Raw genomic sequence first — 18,370 nt, forward strand, 5'->3', positions numbered from 1 at the left:
TATGAGTTTCAACGACAACGCGCAGCTGGATCCGTCCCAGGTCCAGGACCGGCGGGGCATGGGCACAGGCGTTAAGGTTGGGGGCGGGATTGGCGGCGGCCTGGTGCTGCTCATCGCGCTCCTGCTGGGCGTCAACCCGAACCTCCTTGGCGGATTGACCGACGGCGGCTCCGCCGGGCAATCCCAGGGCACCGCGCCCGCCTGCACCACCGGCGCGGACGCGGACGCCCGGCTGGACTGCCGGATCACCGGCACGGTCAACAGCCTCAACGCCTTCTGGCCCGGCTATCTCAAGAAGTACAACGTGCAGTACCCCCGGCCGGAAGCGGTGATCTTCAGCGGCGGCACCAATACCGCATGCGGCGCCGCCACCTCGGAGGTGGGTCCCTTCTACTGCCCGACTGACACCACAGCGTATTTCGACCCCGGGTTCTTCCAGGAACTGGTGGACCGGTTTGGTTCTTCAGGCGGTCCGCTGGCGCAGGAATACGTGGTTGCACACGAGTTTGGCCACCACGTCCAGAACCTGCTCGGCGACCTGGGGCGCGCCCAGCAGGATCCCCAAGGACCCGAGTCCGGCTCCGTCCGGACGGAGCTGCAGGCTGACTGCTACGCAGGGTTGTGGGCCAAGTACGCATCCAGTACTCCTGACCCGGCCACCGGCCAACCCTACCTGGAACCGCTCACCCAGCAGGATGTCAACGATGCGCTCTCGGCTGCTGCGTCCGTGGGTGACGACCGGATCCAGAAGGCCGCCACGGGACGGGTCTCCCCCGAAGGCTGGACGCACGGTTCCAGCGAGGAGCGCCAGCGCTGGTTCGCCCGCGGCTACCAGTCCGGCGACATCAAACAGTGCGATACGTTCAGCGCCGCCACCCTCTAACCGCATCCATTGCTCCGTAGTTGTCGTTTTGAAGCTCCAAAACGACAAGTACGGAGCAACCGATGGGCAGGGTTCCCTGGCCGAGCGAAGCGAGGTTAGGGGGCCGGTGGGGACGACGACGGCGGGCCACCTTCCCAAGGAAGGTGACCCGCCGTCGTCGTACTTTGCGGTGGGGATCAGATGTTGAAGCCGAGGGCCCGCATCTGGTCCTTGCCGTCATCGGTGATCCGCTCGGGACCCCATGGCGGCATCCATACCCAGTTCAGGCGCCAGTCGTCCACAACGCCGTCCAGGGCCTGTCCCACTTGCTCCTCGAGCACGTCGGTGAGCGGGCAGGCGGCGGTGGTAAGCGTCATGTCGATCAGCAGCGCACCGTCGTCGTCGGAGTACTTGAGGCCGTACAGCAGGCCCAGGTCCACCACGTTGACGCCAAGCTCAGGGTCGATGACGTCCTTGAGCGCCTCTTCGACGTCCTCCAGGGCCGTACGGCCCGGCTTGATTTCGGTCATGACAAGTCCTTACTAGGCCTGTGCTGCGGCGGCAGCCGCGATGGTGGCTGCACCGGCGCCCGTGGCGTAACGGTCGTAGCCCTCTTCCTCGAGGCGGTCCGCGAGCTCGGGGCCGCCTTCCTCGACGACCTGGCCGTCCACGAACACGTGCACGAAGTCAGGCTTGATGTAGCGCAGGATGCGCGTGTAGTGGGTGATGAGCAGCGTGCCCATGTTGCCCTCGGCGTGGGCGCGGTTGACGCCCTCCGAGACGATCTTCAGCGCATCAACGTCCAGGCCCGAGTCGGTCTCGTCCAGGACGGCGAACTTCGGCTTGAAGAGTTCCAGCTGCAGGATCTCCACCCGCTTCTTCTCGCCGCCGGAGAAACCTTCGTTGACGTTGCGCTGGGCGAAGTCAGCGTCGATGCGCAGCTTCTCCATGGCGGACTTGACGTCCTTGGTCCAGGTGCGCAGGGCCGGCGCCTGGCCGTCAATGGCGGTCTTGGCGGTCCGCAGGAAGTTGGTCATGGTGACGCCGGGAACCTCCACCGGGTACTGCATGGCCAGGAAGACGCCGGCACGGGCGCGCTCGTCAACACTCATGGCCAGGACGTCTTCGCCATCCAGGGTGATGGTGCCGCTGGTAACGGTGTAGCGGGGGTGGCCGGCGATGGTGGACGCCAGGGTGGACTTGCCGGAGCCGTTGGGCCCCATGATGGCGTGCGTTTCGCCGGTCCGGATGGTCAGGCTGACGCCCTTCAGGATCTCCTTGGTGCCCTGCTCCGTCTCAATGCTGACGTGCAGGTCCTTGATCTCAAGAGTTGACATGCTCTTCTTTCTTTTCGTTCGTAAGTCTGGTGCTGCGGGCGCTCAGTAGTTGTTTACTGCCGCGCCGTTCAAAACGTTGGTGACGTCCACGTAGACGTCGTCGCCGTCAAGTTCAATGGCGAAGACCGGCACGGGGTCGTAGGCAGGGAGCTGGAGGGGCTGGCCACTGCGCAGGTCGAACTGGGAGCCGTGCCCCCAGCACTCGATGGCACAGCCTTCCACGTCGCCTTCGGACAGGGAAATGTCCGCGTGCGAGCATGTATCGCCGATGGCGTGGATGTCGCCCATCGAGTCCCGGACCACGGCCACGGGATAGCCGTCCACCAGGATGCGCAGCGCCTGCTTGACCTGGATGTCGCTGGCGCTGCACACCAGCTCGCCCTTGGGAGTCCCGTTCATGCGTTCGTGCCTGTCCGTCCTAGTAGTCGATCGCGGTGAGTTCGCGTTCCACGGCCTCGGTCAGGCGCTCTTCGAGGGCCGGAACCTTGATCTGCTGGATGATCTCGTTCAGGAAGCCGCGCACCACCAGGCGGCGGGCAACGTCCTCGGGGATGCCGCGTGCCATCAGGTAGAACAGGTGCTCATCGTCGAAGCGGCCGGTGGCACTTGCGTGCCCGGCGCCTTCGATCAGGCCGGTTTCGATCTCGAGGTTCGGAACGGAATCCGCGCGGCAGCCCTCGGTCAGGACCAGGTTCTGGTTCTTCTCGTAGGAGTCGGTGCCTTCGGCCTGCTTCTGGATCAGGACGTCGCCAACCCAGACCGTGTGCGCACCCTTGCCCTGCAGCGCGCCCTTGTACAGGACGTTGGACTTGCAGTTGGGCACGTTGTGGTCCACGAACGACCGGTGCTCAAGGTGCTGGCCTGCGTCGGCGAAGTAGAGGCCCAGGAGTTCGGCCTCGGCACCTTCACCGGCGAAGCGGACGTTGGAGTTCATCCGCACGATCTTGCCGCCGAGGGAGACGGCAATGTGCTTGTAGACGGCGTCCTTGGCAACCTCGGCGTCATGCTGGGCCAGGTGCTTTGCGTCGTCACCCCACAGCTGCAGCGATACGACCGTGAGGTGGGCGCCCTCGCGGACCAGGATTTCCACGTTGCCGGTGTGGTCGGCTGAGCCGTCGTGTTCGATGATCACGACGGCCCGGCTGTTCGCCCCGGCCTCGATCACGTGGTGGGAGTTGGTGCGCCGTCCCGCCCCGTTGCCGGTCAGGACCAGCCGGACGGGGGCGTCCAGCTCGGCGTTGGCCGGGATCGAGATGAGTTGGGCTTCCGCCGAGTTGGCGGAGGCGACGACGGCGGCCCGGTCGGCAGGGACCAGCGTGGCGCCGCGGGGAGCCTCACCGGCGCGCAAGGTTCCCTGGCGGACGCCCTCGGGCGCCTCCAAGGACACGCCCAGGGCGCCGGCTTCAGCCGCCGTGTCGGAGAGCAGGTTGGCCAGTTCGCGGACCGGGGTGAAGCGCCATTCCTCTTCGCGGCCGTTCGGCAACGCGAAATCGGCCACGTTGTGGCTGGTGAGGCGTTCCGCGCGGGAGGCCATGACCTGTACGCCGTGGCTGTGGTGGCGGTCCACCTTGGAGGCAACGAGATGTTCGCCCTCCTCGGTGAAACCGGCGATCGACGGTGCGCCGATGCGCGCCTTTTCAGTAGTAGCTTCGGCAGTCATTAACCGACGGATCCTTCCATCTGGAGTTCGATGAGGCGGTTCAGCTCAAGGGCATATTCCATGGGCAGCTCGCGGGCGATCGGCTCAATGAAGCCGCGCACGATCATGGCCATGGCCTCGTCCTCGCGCATGCCGCGGGACATGAGGTAGAACAGCTGCTCCTCGCTGACGCGGGAGACAGTGGCCTCGTGTCCCAGCTGGACATCGTCCTCGCGGATGTCGATGTACGGGTAGGTGTCAGAACGGGAGATAGTGTCCACCAGGAGGGCGTCGCAGCGCACGGTGTTGGCCGAGTGCTTTGCGCCTTCCCGGATCTGGACCAGGCCGCGGTAGGCGGCGCGGCCGCCACCACGGGCAACTGACTTGGAGATGATGGAGCTCTTGGTGTTCGGCGCGATGTGCACCATCTTCGAACCGGTGTCCTGGTGCTGGCCTTCGCCTGCGAACGCAATGGACAGGGTCTCGCCCGTGGCGTGCTCGCCCACCAGGTAAACGGCCGGGTACTTCATGGTGACCTTGGAGCCGATGTTGCCATCGATCCATTCCATGGTGGCGCCCGCTTCGCAGATGGCGCGCTTGGTCACCAGGTTGTAGACGTTGTTGGACCAGTTCTGGATGGTGGTGTAGCGGACGCGGGCGCCCTTCTTGACGATGATCTCCACGACGGCGGAGTGCAGCGAGTCCGAGGTGTAGATCGGCGCGGTGCAGCCTTCGATGTAGTGGACGTAGGAGTCCTCGTCGGCGATGATCAGGGTGCGCTCGAACTGGCCCATGTTTTCCGTGTTGATGCGGAAGTATGCCTGCAGCGGGATTTCCACGTGGACACCCTTGGGCACGTACACGAAGGAGCCGCCCGACCAGACTGAGGTGTTCAGCGAAGCGAACTTGTTGTCGCCCACCGGGATGACGGTTCCGAAGTACTCCTGGAAGATCTCCGGGTGTTCCTTCAGGGCGGTGTCGGTGTCCAGGAAGATGACGCCCTGCCGCTCAAGATCCTCGCGCAGCTGGTGGTAGACCACCTCGGACTCGTACTGGGCGGCGACACCGGACACAAGGCGCTGCTTTTCGGCCTCGGGAATGCCCAGCTTGTCGTACGTGTTCTTGATGTCCTCGGGCAGGTCATCCCAGGTGGCAGCCTGCTTCTCGGTGGAGCGCACGAAGTACTTGATGTTGTCGAAGTCGATGCCCGACAGGTCCGCACCCCAAGTGGGCATGGGCTTGCGGTCGAAGTACTTCAGGCCCTTGAGGCGCAGGTCAAGCATCCATTCCGGCTCACTCTTCTTCGCCGAAATGTCCCGGACTACCTCTTCGCTGAGCCCACGGCGTGCATTGGCGCCGACATCGTTCTTGTCAGCCCAGCCATACTCGTAGTTGCCGATGCCGTGGAGCTCGGGATTCTTTTCCAGAATCTCCGAGATCACAGTGTTTTCGGCTACTGCTTTCTCTGATAGTTGGTCCGTCATCACGGCCTTTCTTGCTGATGGTTGATTACTTCGTCCAGGCCGGCGGGGGCTGCGTCCGGCACGGTGGCCGGTTTGGCAGGCAGCCTGCCTGTAGGAATGTGGGTGGTGCAGACGTGGCCGCCGCGGGCCAGGGTGGAGAGGCGGCGTACGTCCACTCCCACCAGTCGTGAGAAAACTTCGGTTTCGACGTCGCAGAAGACGGGGAAGCGGGCAGCGAGCTGCTGGATGGGGCAATGGCCTTGGCAGAGTTGGACGCTGGAGAGAGCCGCGGGCAGCGGCGCCTTTGCTTCGATGGCAGCGGCGGAGGCTACGAAGTTGTCGCGGCTCAGTGCGGCCGAAAGAGCAGTTGCCCGGTCCCGGATGTCCGGGCCGGCCTGCTCGATTTCGGGCGCGTAGCGCCGTTCCATATCCGCGAAGCGCTCCTCCGCGAAGGCCCGGACCGCGTCCGGACCGGCAACCTTCTGCAACTGCTGGAGGGCCAGGGCAGCAATGTCCAGGTAGTCGTTGCCCAGGCTCGACTGGCCCTGTGAGCTCAGGACATAGCGGCGGGCGGGACGGCCGGCACCCGCGCCGGGCTTGGCAACCCGCTTGACCTCGATGACGCCTGCACGCGAAAGGTGGTCCAGGTGGCGCCGGACAGCTGCCGGGGTGAAGCCCAGGAAGTCTCCGAGTTCGGCCGCACTGACAGGTCCGTGTTCCAGGACGGCAGCGAGGACCCGGTCCCGGGTCCGCTCGTCGGCATCAGCCACAGGACCCGGCCCGGCCACGGGCACGGCAGTAGCGTTGGTCATGGAATACACAACACAATCATGTCGTAATTTAGTCCGTGACTCCAGTAAGGGCAGGCTGACCTTGGGTCCACGCCGAATATGACCGCAGCCACCACAGTCCGGCGGCGCCGCCGGCCGGGACTGCACTGAATACTACATCCCGTAGAATACTGTGGTGCGATCCCCAAAGTCCCCTGTCCTGTCCATTAATGGGCTCATCAAGGACGTCGGCCCCCTGTCCAGCCTGGACGGAAAGATGCTCCGGGTTGTGAGCGGCGTTTCACTCATTGCCGAGCGGGGAGAAGTGACCGCGTTGCTGGGCGCCAACGGTGCCGGCAAGACAACCACGCTCGAATGCGCCCAGGGCCTGCAAAAGCGCAGCGGCGGCAGTATCTCGCTGCTGGACCAGGACCCGGCGACGGCCGTCGCCGGCCTGCGTGCCCGCGTTGGTGTCATGCTCCAGGACGGCGGGCTCCCGCCGTCGGCAAGGCCCCTGCCGCTGCTGCGCCATATCGCCGGCCTGTACGCCAACCCCTGGCCGCTTGAGGACCTGGTGGGCCGGCTGGGCATTGATACCTTCAGCCGGACCAGCGTCCGCAGGCTGTCCGGCGGCCAGAAACAGCGGCTGGCCCTTGCCGCCGCCCTGATCGGCCGGCCCGAAGTACTGTTCCTTGACGAGCCAAGTGCCGGCCTGGACCCCCAGTCCCGGCAACTGGTGTTTGACCTGATTGCCGAACTCCGGGACGGCGGTATGGGCATCATCCTCACAACGCACCTGATGGACGACGCCCAGCGGCTTGCCGACTACGTCTACATCATCGACGGCGGCCGCAACGTTGCGGAGGGCACGGTCCAGGAACTGCTGCAGCGCAGCCCGGTGGCGGACCAGGGCGCCGAGCACATCCGGACGCTGGTGTTCGAGGCCCCCGCCGGCCTTGACGTGGCCGCCGTCCTGCCGGCCGGCGTCGACGTTTCCGAAGCCCGCGCCGGCAGTTACACCGTGACCGGCGCCCTGACGCCGCGCCATCTTGCCGCCTTGGCCCAATGGTGGGACGCGAAGGGCATCATGCCGGCATCGATGAGCCTTCAGGCGCGTAGCCTTGAAGACGTCTTTTTGGACATTTCGGGAAAGGACATCCGATGAGTGCCGCAGCACTGCAGGACCAGCAGCAGCCCGCCCCCCTGCTGCGCCGTGTCCTGCTGCAGGGCAAGTACGAGGCACTGACGATGCTCCGGAACGGCGAGCAGTTGATCCTGGCGGTGGTGCTTCCGCTGCTGGCCCTGGTCGGCCTGACGGTGACCCCTTTCCTTGACGGGATGGGTTCCAGCCGCGTCAACGTCGCGGTTCCCGGCATCCTTGCCCTCTGTGCCATGTCCACCGCATTCACCGGCCAGGGCATCGCCACCGGGTTCGACCGCCGTTACGGGGTGCTGCGGTTCCTGTCCACCACGCCGCTGGGCCGCGGCGGCCTGATCGCCGGGAAGGTGCTCTCGGTCCTCGTGGTCCTGTGCCTGCAGGTGGTTGTGGTGGGCCTGGTGGCGCTGGCACTGGGCTGGCAGCCGACGGCGGCGGGCTGGCTTCCCGGCCTGGGACTGCTCGCGCTGGGTGCGGCGGCCTTCACGTCCCTGGGGCTGCTGGTGGCCGGCACCGTGCGGCCGGAAGCAACCCTGGCCATCACCAACCTGCTGTGGATCCTCCTGGGCGCCATGGGCGGCATCGTCATCCCGGCCGAACGGCTGCCTGCCGCAGCGCAGGCCGTCATTCACTTCCTGCCATCCGGCGCACTCGGCGAGTCCATGCGCGCCGCATTCCTGGGCGGAGCCGTCAATGGCGGCGCCGCCCTCATCCTGCTGCTCTGGACGGTCATCGCCGGTGCCGCAGCCATCCGTTGGTTCAAGTGGAATTGAGATAATCGTGACCACGGCTTCACGCCTCCCGCAGTTCGCCAGCCGCCTGGCGTCCCGGCTCCCCCGCGCCGTGGACGTCCGCGTCCGCCGCCTCGCCGTCGCCTCGCTGATCGGTCAGACGCTCCTGGTGGTCACCGGCGGCGCCGTCCGGCTGACGGCGTCCGGACTTGGCTGCCCCACGTGGCCCCGCTGCACCTCTGATTCGCTGGTGAACACCCCGGAAATGGGAATTCACGGTTTCATCGAGTTCGGCAACAGGCTCCTGACGTTTGTCCTGGCCGCCGTTGCCGTGCTGTTGCTGGTCTACCTGTGGAACCTGCGGAAGGAACGCAAAGACCTCTTCCTGCTGGCCCTGGGCCTGCTGGCCAGCATCCCGGCCCAGGCAGTGATCGGCGGCATCACCGTCCTGACCAACCTCAACCCGTGGGTGGTCGGGCTGCACTTCCTGGTCTCGATGGCCCTGGTGGTGTTCTCCACCCTGCTGGTGAACCGCGCCTTCGGCCGCACGGGCCGTTTCCCGGCGACCCCGCCCGCTGCCCTGCCCGCCGTCCTGCGACCGGTGACGGCCGCCGTCGCCCTCTTCTCGGCCGTGGCCGTCATGCTCGGCGTCGTGGTCACCGGAGCCGGGCCGCACGCCGGCGACGCCGATGCGCCCCGCAACAACCTCGACTGGGACCTCGTTTCGCACATCCATGCTGTGCCCGCCTACCTGGTAACTGCCGGCACCGTGGTGGCGCTCGTCCTGGTCATCCGCCGCCGGATCACCGGCCCGTTCCGGACTGCTGTCCTGGCCCTCCTCGGAGTGACGCTGCTGCAGGCGGTCATCGGTTTCACGCAGTACTACAACGGCATTCCCGCGTTGCTGGTGGCAGCCCACATGCTCGGGGCGGCGCTGCTCATGGCCGCATCGACGAACGCCTGGGACATCGCCCGCTCAAGCACGGCCAAGTAACGGCAAGCCACGCCACGCAGCAGGCGCCCCGGTCGTAAAGGACCGGGGCGCCTGCCCGTTTTCCGGGGCCCTGAGGCCGGTTCCGGAATTACCGGGAGGCCAGGACGCTGCCCTGCAACCGGGATCCGAGCGCCGGATCAAGGTCCGCTATGCCGTCCGGAGTCACTTCCAGGACCCGGGCGGTGGCAATGTCGTAGAACAGGCCCGTTGCCTGGACCCGCCGGTCGGCAAGGGCCGGGCCCGCGTACGGATGGTTCCGCAGCTTGCCCAGCTGCACGGCCACATTGACCATCGCCAGCTGGTCCACCGTGTTGTAACCGGCGGCCGCGGCCTGCCTGCCCACGGGGTGGCCCGCCAACAGTTCGGCATGGCTTTGCCGCGCATGCCCCAGCCAACGCCCAAAGGCCGGGCCCAGGGAACTGTTGTCCCCGCCGTCGGCCTCGGCAACCAGCGCCTTCATGGCGCCGCAGTTCGAGTGTCCGCAGATCACGAGCGACCGCACACCCAGGCCGTTGACGGCGAAGGACAGCGCCGAGTCGATCGAGGCATCCTGGCCCTGGTTGCAGACCACGTTGCCGATATTCCGCAGGGTGAGGAGGTCGCCCGGACCGCTGCTGGTGATCAGGTTGGGGTTGACGCGGGAGTCGACGCAGGCCACGAACAGGCTGTCCGGGTTCTGGCCTTCGGTCAGGTCGTGCACCAGCGGACGCACCTGGTCCGCGAACCGGCGGTGGTACTTATTGATGCCCTCCAGCAGGGATTCCTTTCGCGGCGGCAGCGGCAGCTCACTGGCTCCGCTGCGCCGGGGCGATTGGTGCGCCGCGTCCCGGAACAGGGTATTTCCGTGCTCCTCGAGGTTCACGGTGCCGCCCGAGGCCTGGTGCTGGACCTGCCAGGCCAGCAGGGCTTCGCGGAACGAATGGTCCACATAGTCCGCATTCAACTCCACCATGACGTCCGTGCCCGAGGGAATGGACTGCAGTGTCCCGTTCAACCGTGGGAGGGCGAAGAAACTGCAGGATCCGGCAACAGTCACCCGCCAGGGCGAGGACGGCCCCGCCGGCGGGTGGGATTGGATCGGGGCCCGCAGGACCCGCCACAGCACGCACGCGGCGGCCAGGGCAAGCCCGATCATGACGCCCTCCAGCAGGTTCAGGAAGACGACGGAGCCCAGGGTCACGGCATAGATCAGGAGGTCACCTGTCCGCAGGCTGGTGCGGATATCGGCCACCTTGATCAGCCGCGCGCCGATGACCACCAGCAGGCCGGCAAGGACGGCCAGCGGAATCAGCTGGATCAGCCCGGCGAAGAGCGCCGAGAAGGCAAGGACCCAGATGCCGTGCAGTACGGCGGATGCCCTCGTGGCCGCGCCGGCTTCCACGTTTGTGGCGCTGCGGACGATGACTCCCGTGACGGGAAGGCCGCCAAGTGATCCCGAGACGATGTTTGCGGCGCCCTGGCCGACGAGTTCCTTGTTGAGGTTGGTGCGGGGGCCGGTGTGCATCTTGTCCACGGCGACCGCGGACAGGAGGGATTCGATGCTGGCGATCAGGGCCATGGTCAGGACCGCGAAGGCGAAGGCGCGCCAGTTTCCGGCGGGAAGCTGCGGCAAGGCAATGGCATCGAAGATCGAGCCGTCGAGGGAGATCCGTTCAACCCCCGGGGCAAAGGCAACCGCCAACGCGGTGCCCGCCGCAACGGCTGCCAGAGGGCCTGGCACCCGGCGGACAACGGGGGGAAGGAACCGCCAGCACAGCAGGATCACGATGACCGCCAGTCCCAGCAGGGCCGCATGCAGTTCCAGGTTGGTGATGGCCGCAGGCAGTCCTGCGAGGTTCTCAAGGGCAGAGCCCGCGGGCTGCGATCCCAGCAGCACGTGGAGCTGCTGCAGGATGATGGTGACGCCGATGCCTGCGAGCATGGCCTTCACCACCACAGGGGAAACGGCCAGGGCTGCCCGGCCGACGCGGCTGATGCCCAGCAGCAATTGCACGACGCCGGCCGCCACGGTGATGGCGCACGTCACCTGCCAGCCGAACTCCTGCACCAGGCCGGCCACGACGACGGTCAGCCCGGCTGCCGGTCCACTGACCTGGAGCGGTGAACCGCCCAGGCTGCCGGCCACTATGCCGCCGACGGCGGCGGCGATGAGTCCGGCCATGATCGGTGCGCCGGATGCTGCCGCGATTCCGAGCGAGAGCGGGAGTGCCACGAGGAACACCACCAGGGATGCGGGGATGTCGGCGCTGAGATGGGAGGCCAAGCCCGGGAGGCGGAGTCTGTTCCGGCCTTGGTTCCTGTTTCCTCCCGGTGGACTGTGGCTGGGCGCGGGGACGGCTGAGGGACGGGCTTCCATGGGCTTTTTCCTTTGCTTGCGGGAAGGGTCCGCTCCACCGTAAGCAGGCCGTCATGGTCAATGACAGTTAAAGTGACAGACATGACAAAGATGTCATACGGTTCGCCCAGGCAACGAAACGGGCGTTTGCCTGTCGACGTTTGCTGCGCGAAGAAAGAAGGCGGCCTCCACCTTGAGGTGGAGGCCGCCTGGGGCTTCGTGGGGCTGGACGGTCAGCCGCCCGCCACCGCACGCCCGATGAAAGGGTCCACGGCCAGGGCGATGAAGAGCAGCGTCAGGTAGCTGATGGAACCATGGAACACCTTCATGGCCCGCTTGTCCGGAATGTCTTCACGCTGCGCGCGGGCATACAGGGCATGGGACTCATAGAGGAACCAGGCGCCCGCCAGGACCGCGGTGACCGTGTAGACCCAGCCGGCGCCGCCCGCCGGAATCATCAGCAGCGAGCAGGCAACCATGGCCCACGCGTAGAGGACCACCTGGACAGAGACCACCTTGGCCCCGGCGATGGCGCCAAGCATGGGGACATTGGCGTTGCGGTAGTCCTCTCCGTAGCGCATCGAGAGCGGCCAGTAGTGCGGCGGGGTCCACAGGAAGATCACCATGAAGAGGATGATGGCGGGCCACTCCACCGAATTGGTTACCGCGGCCCAGGCAATCAGCACCGGGAAGCAGCCTGCGGCGCCGCCCCACACAATGTTCTGGGCGGTGCGGCGCTTCAGGATCATGGTGTAGATGACTACATAGAAGAAGATGGCGCCGAGGCCAAGCCATGCGGAGAGCGGGTTGGCTCCAAACCAGAGGATCACGATCGCGGCCGCACCGAGCAGCCATGAGAAGACCAGGGCTTCGCGGGGCGTGACCTCACCGGTCACCAGCGGCCGGTTCTCGGTGCGGTGCATCAGCTTGTCAATGTCCCGGTCGATGTAGCAGTTGAACGCCCCGGCACTGCCGGCAGCGAAGGCGCCACCCACCAGCGTGGCAAGGATCAGGCCAATGGAAGGGAAGCCCCGCTCGGCGTAGATCATGGTGGGCAGCGTACTCACCAGGAGCAGCTCGATGACACGCGGCTTGGTGAGGGCGAGATACGCCTTTGCCTTGCGGGCAAACCCGGCACCGGAGGCCCGGGATGCGTTTAGCGGCGTATCAGTTGTGCTCACGGTGGCAGTCACCCGTTCTGTGTGGCAGTTGAGGCTGGCTGTGCAGCTCTGGTCGTGCGGCCCGGTCCCGGGCACGGCACGGCGGAAGGAAATTGCCATGTACCTGCATCAGCCGGGAAACTCCGGGCGGCGTTGGGTGCCCACCGGTGTTGGCCTCTGAATATCATACCGCGCCGGCGCCCCCGCCCGGGGCCCGCCGTATGCGCAGTTGATCGCTCGCAGGCCCATTCGAGCAGATTAACTCAGCCCTCCGCCGGAGTCATTCACAAAAGGGGAAATTGCGTCCAAAACGTGAGATTTGGGCCGCCCGGACTATGGATAAGAGCTAAGCTGTCACCAGATCAGCACGCAGCAAGAAAGCGGTGGAAAACGCATTCCCGTTTGCTGTTCGTGACTGAATGCAAAGATCAACGTTTCGATGGTGAACGGCTGGTACACACCAAAGCGGCGCCACACAGCGCGCCCTTAGCCGGATCCGGTGTACCACTGCCACCAGCACAGAGAGGGGCCCGGTTTTCGTGCCACATTTGGAAGAGCAAGAACTGTCATGGACCAGCCTGGACCAGCGCGCCGTGGATACCATCCGCGTGCTGGCCGCAGACGCCGTAGAGAAGGTGGGCAACGGCCACCCCGGTACGGCGATGAGCCTGGCCCCGGCCGCATACCTTCTCTTCCAGAAGCTGATGCGCCACGATCCGCGTGATCCGCACTGGCTCGGCCGCGACCGTTTCGTCCTGTCCCCCGGCCACACCTCCCTCACGCTCTACATCCAGTTGTTCCTCTCGGGCTACGGGCTGGAACTGAAGGACCTGGAGGCACTGCGCACCTGGGGTTCACTCACCCCGGGCCACCCTGAGTACAAGCACACCGCCGGCGTGGAAATCACCACCGGGCCGCTCGGCCAGGGCCTTGCCTCCTCCGTGGGCTTCGCTTACTCCCAGCGCCGGATGCGCGGCCTGTTCGACGCCGACGCTCCCGCGGGCGAATCGCCCTTCGACCACACCATCTGGGTCATCGCCTCCGACGGCGACCTCCAGGAAGGCGTCACCTCCGAGGCCTCCTCGCTGGCCGGCCACCAGGAGCTCGGAAACCTCGTGGTGATTTACGACGAGAACCACATCTCGATCGAAGACGACACCGACATCGCGTTCACCGAGGATGTCCTGAAGCGCTACGAAGCCTATGGCTGGCACACGCAGCGCGTGGACTGGACCCGCACGGGCGAATACAAGGAAGACGTCCAGGAGCTCTATTCGGCCCTGCTCGCCGCCAAGGCTGAGACGTCCAAGCCGTCCATCATCTCGCTGCGCACCATCATCGGCTACCCGGCACCCAAGAAGCAGAACACCGGCAAGATCCACGGATCCGCCCTGGGCGCCGAGGAAGTCGCGGCACTGAAGGAAGTACTGGGCTTCGACCCCGCCAAGTCCTTCGACGTGGACCAGGAAGTGCTCGAGCACGCCCGCTCCGTGGTGGAACGCGGCGCTGCCGAACACAAGGAATGGGAAGAGTCCTTCAACGCCTGGCAGGCAGCCAATCCGGAAGGTGCAGCCCTCCTGCAGCGCATCGAAGCCAAGGAACTTCCCGAGGGCCTCGACGCAGCCCTGCCGGTCTTCCCTGCCGGCAAGGACGTTTCCACCCGCGCGGCTTCCGGCAAGGTCCTCAACGCGCTGGGCCCGGTTATGCCCGAGCTCTGGGGCGGCTCCGCCGACCTTGCCGAGTCCAACAACACCACCATCGAGGGTTCGCCGTCCTTCGTGCCGGCCTCCAAGCAGACCGGTGCCTGGTCCGGCAACCCCTACGGCCGGGTGCTGCACTTCGGCATCCGCGAGCACGCCGCCGCATCGATCGTGAACGGCATCAGCCTGGCAGGAAACACCCGCGCGTTCTCGGGCACCTTCCTGATCTTCAGCGACTACCAGCGCCCCGCCATCCGCCTCGGCGCCCTGATGGGCGTGCCTTCCCTGTACGTCTGGACGCACGACTCCATCGGCCTCGGCGAGGACGGCCCCACCCACCAGCCGGTGGAACAGCTCGCCTCACTGCGCGCCATCGTGGGCCTGGACGTGGTCCGCCCCGGCGACGCCAACGAAGTTGCCGCCGCCTGGAAGACCATGCTGGAAAACCACGCCAACCCGGCAGGCATCGTCCTGACCCGCCAGAACATCCCCACGTGGGAACGCGGTACGGGCGACGCCGAGGGCGACACCTTCGCTTCCACCGCCGGTGTCGCAAAGGGCGGCTACGTCCTGGCTGAGGCTTCGAAGGACGGCGCCACCGTACCGGCCGACGTGATCCTCATTGCCACCGGTTCCGAGGTCCAGCTCGCCGTGCAGGCCCGCGAAGCCCTGCAGGCCGACGGCATCGCGGCCCGCGTTGTCTCCATGCCGTGTGTTGAGTGGTTCAAGAAGCAGGACGCCGCCTACCGCGAGTCCGTCCTGCCGTCCACCGTCAAGGCGCGCGTCTCGGTGGAAGCCGGCCTGGCCCTGGGCTGGCGGGAATTCGTCGGCGACGCCGGCCATTCCATCAGCCTCGAGCACTACGGCGCCTCCGCAGACTACAAGCGCCTCTTCCAGGAGTTCGGCATCACCGCAGAAGCCGTGGCCGCTGCCGCCAAGGACTCCCTCAACAGCCTCCAGGCCTAAAACCTCATCTTTTAGGAGATACCAAAATGACTACTCCCACCCAGCAGCTCTCCGACGCCGGAGTCTCCATCTGGCTCGACGACCTTTCCCGCGGACGCCTGGAAACGGGCACCCTCCGCAAGCTCATCGAGGAAAAGAACGTGGTTGGCGTGACCACCAACCCCTCCATCTTCCACGCCGCCATCACCTCCGGCACTGACTACGACGCCACCATCGCAGCCCAGGCCGCAGCCGGCGCCAGCGTTGAGGATACGATCTTCGAGATCACCACCACCGACGTCGCCGACGCCTGCGACCTCTTCGCACCCGTGGCGGCGGCCACCAAGGGTGTCGACGGCCGAGTGTCCATCGAAGTCGACCCCCGCCTGGCCTGGGACACCGCAGGCACCATCGCCGAGGCCAAGCACCTGTACCAGCGGGTCAACAAGGACAACGTGCACATCAAGATCCCGGCAACCCTTGAGGGCCTCGAAGCCATCACCGCCACACTGGCCGAGGGCATCAGCGTCAACGTGACCCTGATCTTCTCGCTGGAGCGCTACCGCGCGGTCATCAACGCCTTCCAGTCCGGCCTGGAGCAGGCCAAGGAGAACGGCCACGACCTCGCGAAGATCCACTCCGTGGCATCGTTCTTCGTCTCCCGCGTGGACACCGAAATCGACAAGCGCCTGGACAAGATCGGCACCGAGGAAGCCAAGGCCCTCAAGGGCAAGGCCGGCGTTGCCAACGCCCGCCTGGCCTACCAGGTCTACGAAGAACTCTTCTCCACCGAACGCTGGGCACTGCTTGCCGACGCCGGGGCCCTCCCACAGCGTCCGCTGTGGGCCTCGACCGGTGTGAAGGACCCGGCCTACCCGGACACCCTTTACGTCACCGAGCTCGTTGCCCCCGGCGTCGTCAACACCATGCCGGAAAAGACGCTGGATGCCACCTTCGACCACGGCGTGGTCACCGGCGATACCGTCACCGGCACCTACGCCGAAGCAAACGCAACCCTCGACGCCCTGGAAAAACTCGGCATCTCCTACAACGACGTCGTCGCGCTCCTTGAGACCGAAGGCCTGGACAAGTTCGTGTCCAGCTGGAAGGAACTGCTGGCCGACGTCGAAGGTGCCCTCGCCGCTGCACGGAAGGCTTCCTAACACACAATGAGCACACTCAGCTTCGACGCCACCGGCGCTGCGCAGCAGGCCCTGGAACAGCACCTTCCCGCCCTGGTCGAGGACCGGATCGCCACCCGGATCTTCGCGAAAGACCACACCTTGTGGGGTCCTGACGCCGAGTCCGAGTCGGCCATCCGCCTCGGCTGGGTGGAGGCGGCCACCGTTTCACAGCCCTTGGTCAAGGACATCCTGGAACTCCGCGACGCCCTGCGCGCCGAGGGTGTCACCCGGATCGTCCTTTGCGGCATGGGCGGATCCTCGCTGGCCCCCGAGGTCATCGCCGGCACGGCCGGCGTCGAGCTGACGGTGCTGGACAGCACGGACCCCGACCAGGTCCGGGCTGCCCTTGAGGACCGGCTGGCCGAGACCGCAATCGTGGTCTCGTCCAAGTCCGGCTCCACCCTGGAAACCGACTCGCAACGCCGCATCTTCGAGCAGGCCTTCACCGAGGCCGGCCTGGACGCCAAGAGCCGGATCATCATCGTGACGGACCCCGGTTCCCCGCTGGACAAGTCGTCCCGCGAAACCGGGTACCGCGCAGTGTTCAATGCCGACCCCAACGTCGGCGGCCGCTACTCGGCATTGACGGCGTTCGGTCTGGTGCCTTCCGGCCTGGCCGGCGTGGATATCCAGGGTTTCCTGGACGAGGCCGAGGAAGCGGCCGAAGTCCTCAACGACGACGCCCCCGAAAACATCGGACTTGCCCTGGGCGCGGCCCTGGGCGGAACCAGCCCGCTGCGCAACAAGGTCGTCATTGCCGAGGACGGCTCCGGCATCGTCGGCTTCGCCGACTGGGCCGAGCAGCTCATCGCTGAATCGACGGGCAAGCTGGGTACGGGCATCCTGCCCGTCGTGGCGGGCCCCAACGCACCCGAGGTCAGCTCCGGCGCTCCCGACGTCCTGGTGGTACGGCTCGTAGCCGCGGATGCCGACGTCGAACTTGGCGGTAACCAGGTGGCCATCGCCGGCGGCCTCGCCACCCAGATGATGGTGTGGGAGTTCGCCACCGCCGTTGCAGGCCGGCTGCTGGGCATCAACCCCTTCGACCAGCCGGATGTGGAGGCCGCCAAGGTTGCAGCGCGCGGTCTGCTGGACGCCCAGCCGGAGCCGACGCCCGCCGCTTTCGTGGACGGCGCAATCGAGGTCCGCGGTGGCGACTGGCTCGGCGACGCCACCACGGCCGGGGACGCCGTCAAGGCACTCCTTGGCACGTTGGCTGCCGACAGCTACCTGAGCGTCCAGGCATACTTCGACCGTCTGGCCTTTGCCGGGCTCGAGGGAATCCGTGACGACCTCGCTGCGGCTACCGGCCGTCCGGTGACATTCGGCTGGGGCCCGCGTTTCCTGCACTCCACCGGGCAGTTCCACAAGGGCGGCCCCGCAATCGGCGTGTTCCTGCAGGTCACCGCTGCTGCGGCAGAGGACCTCGCGATCCCGGACCGGCCGTTCAGCTTCGGTGAGCTCATTGCCGCCCAGGCTGCAGGCGACGCCCAGGTCCTGGGCCAGCACGGCCGACCCGTGCTGCGCCTCCACCTCACCGACCGTGCCGCCGGCGTGGCGCAGCTGCAGGACCTTGTCGCTGCCCTGTCCACCCGCGCATCCGCAACCGAGAGCTAAGGCGCAGAACCAACCATGCCAGAAACTGAATACGGCAGGAAGGGTGCGGGCCGCGGGCGTAATCCGTTGCGGGATCCGCGTGACCGCCGTTTGAACCGGATTGCGGGTCCGTCGTCGCTTGTGTTGTTTGGGGTGACGGGTGATTTGGCCCGGAAGAAGTTGATGCCGGCGGTGTATGACCTGGCGAATCGTGGGTTGTTGCCGCCGAGCTTCGCGTTGGTCGGTTTCGCCCGGCGTGAGTGGGACAAGGAGGATTTCGCCGCCGAGGTGAAGGCCTCCGTGCAGGAGCATGCGCGTACCCCGTTTGATGAGGCGGTGTGGAATCAGCTGTCCGAGGGTATCCGGTTTGTGCAGGGTGAGTTCGACGACGATGCGGCGTTTGAGCGTCTTGGCGAGACGATCAAGGAGCTCGACGACGTCCGGGGTACCCGGGGGAACCACGCGTTCTACCTGTCCATCCCGCCGAAGGCGTTCGAG

15 protein-coding genes and 1 pseudogene are annotated in these 18,370 nt (G+C 66.3%); 8 read left to right on the top strand and 8 right to left on the bottom strand.

The annotated features are described in order from the left end of the window. Position 1: 1 nt before the first annotated feature. Positions 2 to 883 (top strand): KPN_02809 family neutral zinc metallopeptidase, encoded by an 882-nt coding sequence (ypfJ, locus tag AB4Y79_RS20060; RefSeq protein WP_441865647.1) that lies wholly within the window; start codon positions 2 to 4, stop codon positions 881 to 883. A 176-nt stretch (positions 884 to 1,059) separates the two neighbouring features. On the opposite strand, the gene AB4Y79_RS20065 is transcribed toward ypfJ, so the two are convergent. The 6 genes from AB4Y79_RS20065 to AB4Y79_RS20090 are packed head-to-tail and all read right to left on the bottom strand — an operon-like array spanning position 1,060 to position 6,113. Further along, complete coding sequence (locus AB4Y79_RS20065; RefSeq protein WP_018761278.1) at positions 1,060 to 1,392, bottom strand: metal-sulfur cluster assembly factor; 333 nt, start codon at positions 1,390 to 1,392, stop codon at positions 1,060 to 1,062. Positions 1,393 to 1,404: 12 nt separating this feature from the next. Then, positions 1,405 to 2,199, bottom strand: coding sequence for a Fe-S cluster assembly ATPase SufC (sufC, locus tag AB4Y79_RS20070; protein ID WP_441865650.1), 795 nt, complete (start codon positions 2,197 to 2,199; stop codon positions 1,405 to 1,407). A gap of 42 nt (positions 2,200 to 2,241) precedes the next feature. Next, positions 2,242 to 2,598 (bottom strand): non-heme iron oxygenase ferredoxin subunit, encoded by a 357-nt coding sequence (locus AB4Y79_RS20075; protein WP_441865653.1) that lies wholly within the window; start codon positions 2,596 to 2,598, stop codon positions 2,242 to 2,244. 19 nt (positions 2,599 to 2,617) lie between these two features. Then, positions 2,618 to 3,859, bottom strand: a complete 1,242-nt coding sequence (gene sufD / locus AB4Y79_RS20080; RefSeq protein ID WP_441865656.1) for a Fe-S cluster assembly protein SufD — start codon at positions 3,857 to 3,859, stop codon at positions 2,618 to 2,620. Further along, a complete protein-coding gene (gene sufB / locus AB4Y79_RS20085) occupies positions 3,859 to 5,322 on the bottom strand; it encodes a Fe-S cluster assembly protein SufB (RefSeq protein ID WP_441865659.1) in 1,464 nt (487 codons plus the stop codon). Before sufB ends, sufD begins: the two co-directional genes overlap by 1 nt. Continuing rightward, the gene (locus AB4Y79_RS20090; RefSeq protein WP_441865662.1) at positions 5,322 to 6,113 is read right to left on the bottom strand and encodes a helix-turn-helix transcriptional regulator; all 792 of its coding nucleotides are present in this window, start codon (positions 6,111 to 6,113) and stop codon (positions 5,322 to 5,324) included. Before AB4Y79_RS20090 ends, sufB begins: the two co-directional genes overlap by 1 nt. Positions 6,114 to 6,267: 154 nt before the next feature. On the opposite strand from AB4Y79_RS20090, the gene AB4Y79_RS20095 reads away from it, so the two are divergent. The 3 genes from AB4Y79_RS20095 to AB4Y79_RS20105 are packed head-to-tail and all read left to right on the top strand — an operon-like array spanning position 6,268 to position 8,952. Continuing rightward, positions 6,268 to 7,236: an ABC transporter ATP-binding protein gene (locus AB4Y79_RS20095; protein WP_441865665.1), complete on the top strand. Its 969-nt coding sequence runs from the start codon at positions 6,268 to 6,270 to the stop codon at positions 7,234 to 7,236. Next, the gene (locus AB4Y79_RS20100) at positions 7,233 to 8,000 is read left to right on the top strand and encodes an ABC transporter permease (protein ID WP_308931012.1); all 768 of its coding nucleotides are present in this window, start codon (positions 7,233 to 7,235) and stop codon (positions 7,998 to 8,000) included. Before AB4Y79_RS20095 ends, AB4Y79_RS20100 begins: the two co-directional genes overlap by 4 nt. Positions 8,001 to 8,007: 7 nt before the next feature. Further along, positions 8,008 to 8,952 carry a COX15/CtaA family protein gene (locus AB4Y79_RS20105; protein ID WP_441865669.1) on the top strand — a complete coding sequence of 315 codons (945 nt, stop codon included), beginning with the start codon at positions 8,008 to 8,010 and terminating at the stop codon, positions 8,950 to 8,952. Between the two features lie 88 nt (positions 8,953 to 9,040). On the opposite strand, the gene AB4Y79_RS20110 is transcribed toward AB4Y79_RS20105, so the two are convergent. Next, positions 9,041 to 11,308 (bottom strand): SulP family inorganic anion transporter, encoded by a 2,268-nt coding sequence (locus AB4Y79_RS20110; RefSeq protein WP_441865671.1) that lies wholly within the window; start codon positions 11,306 to 11,308, stop codon positions 9,041 to 9,043. A gap of 212 nt (positions 11,309 to 11,520) precedes the next feature. After that, positions 11,521 to 12,480, bottom strand: coding sequence for a heme o synthase (locus AB4Y79_RS20115; protein WP_441865674.1), 960 nt, complete (start codon positions 12,478 to 12,480; stop codon positions 11,521 to 11,523). 515 nt (positions 12,481 to 12,995) lie between these two features. On the opposite strand from AB4Y79_RS20115, the gene tkt reads away from it, so the two are divergent. From tkt to AB4Y79_RS20135, 4 genes and pseudogenes are all read left to right on the top strand, one after another. Then, positions 12,996 to 15,113 carry a transketolase gene (gene tkt / locus AB4Y79_RS20120; protein WP_441865683.1) on the top strand — a complete coding sequence of 706 codons (2,118 nt, stop codon included), beginning with the start codon at positions 12,996 to 12,998 and terminating at the stop codon, positions 15,111 to 15,113. 26 nt (positions 15,114 to 15,139) lie between these two features. After that, the gene (gene tal, locus AB4Y79_RS20125) at positions 15,140 to 16,255 is read left to right on the top strand and encodes a transaldolase (RefSeq protein WP_441865677.1); all 1,116 of its coding nucleotides are present in this window, start codon (positions 15,140 to 15,142) and stop codon (positions 16,253 to 16,255) included. Positions 16,256 to 16,261: 6 nt separating this feature from the next. Beyond that, positions 16,262 to 17,893, top strand: coding sequence for a glucose-6-phosphate isomerase (locus AB4Y79_RS20130; RefSeq protein ID WP_441865680.1), 1,632 nt, complete (start codon positions 16,262 to 16,264; stop codon positions 17,891 to 17,893). A gap of 15 nt (positions 17,894 to 17,908) precedes the next feature. After that, positions 17,909 to 18,370, top strand: a pseudogene (locus AB4Y79_RS20135) (glucose-6-phosphate dehydrogenase); the annotation flags it as partial.

The sequence above is a fragment of the Pseudarthrobacter sp. YAF2 genome, from assembly GCF_052113345.1.
Lineage (GTDB): Bacteria > Actinomycetota > Actinomycetes > Actinomycetales > Micrococcaceae > Arthrobacter.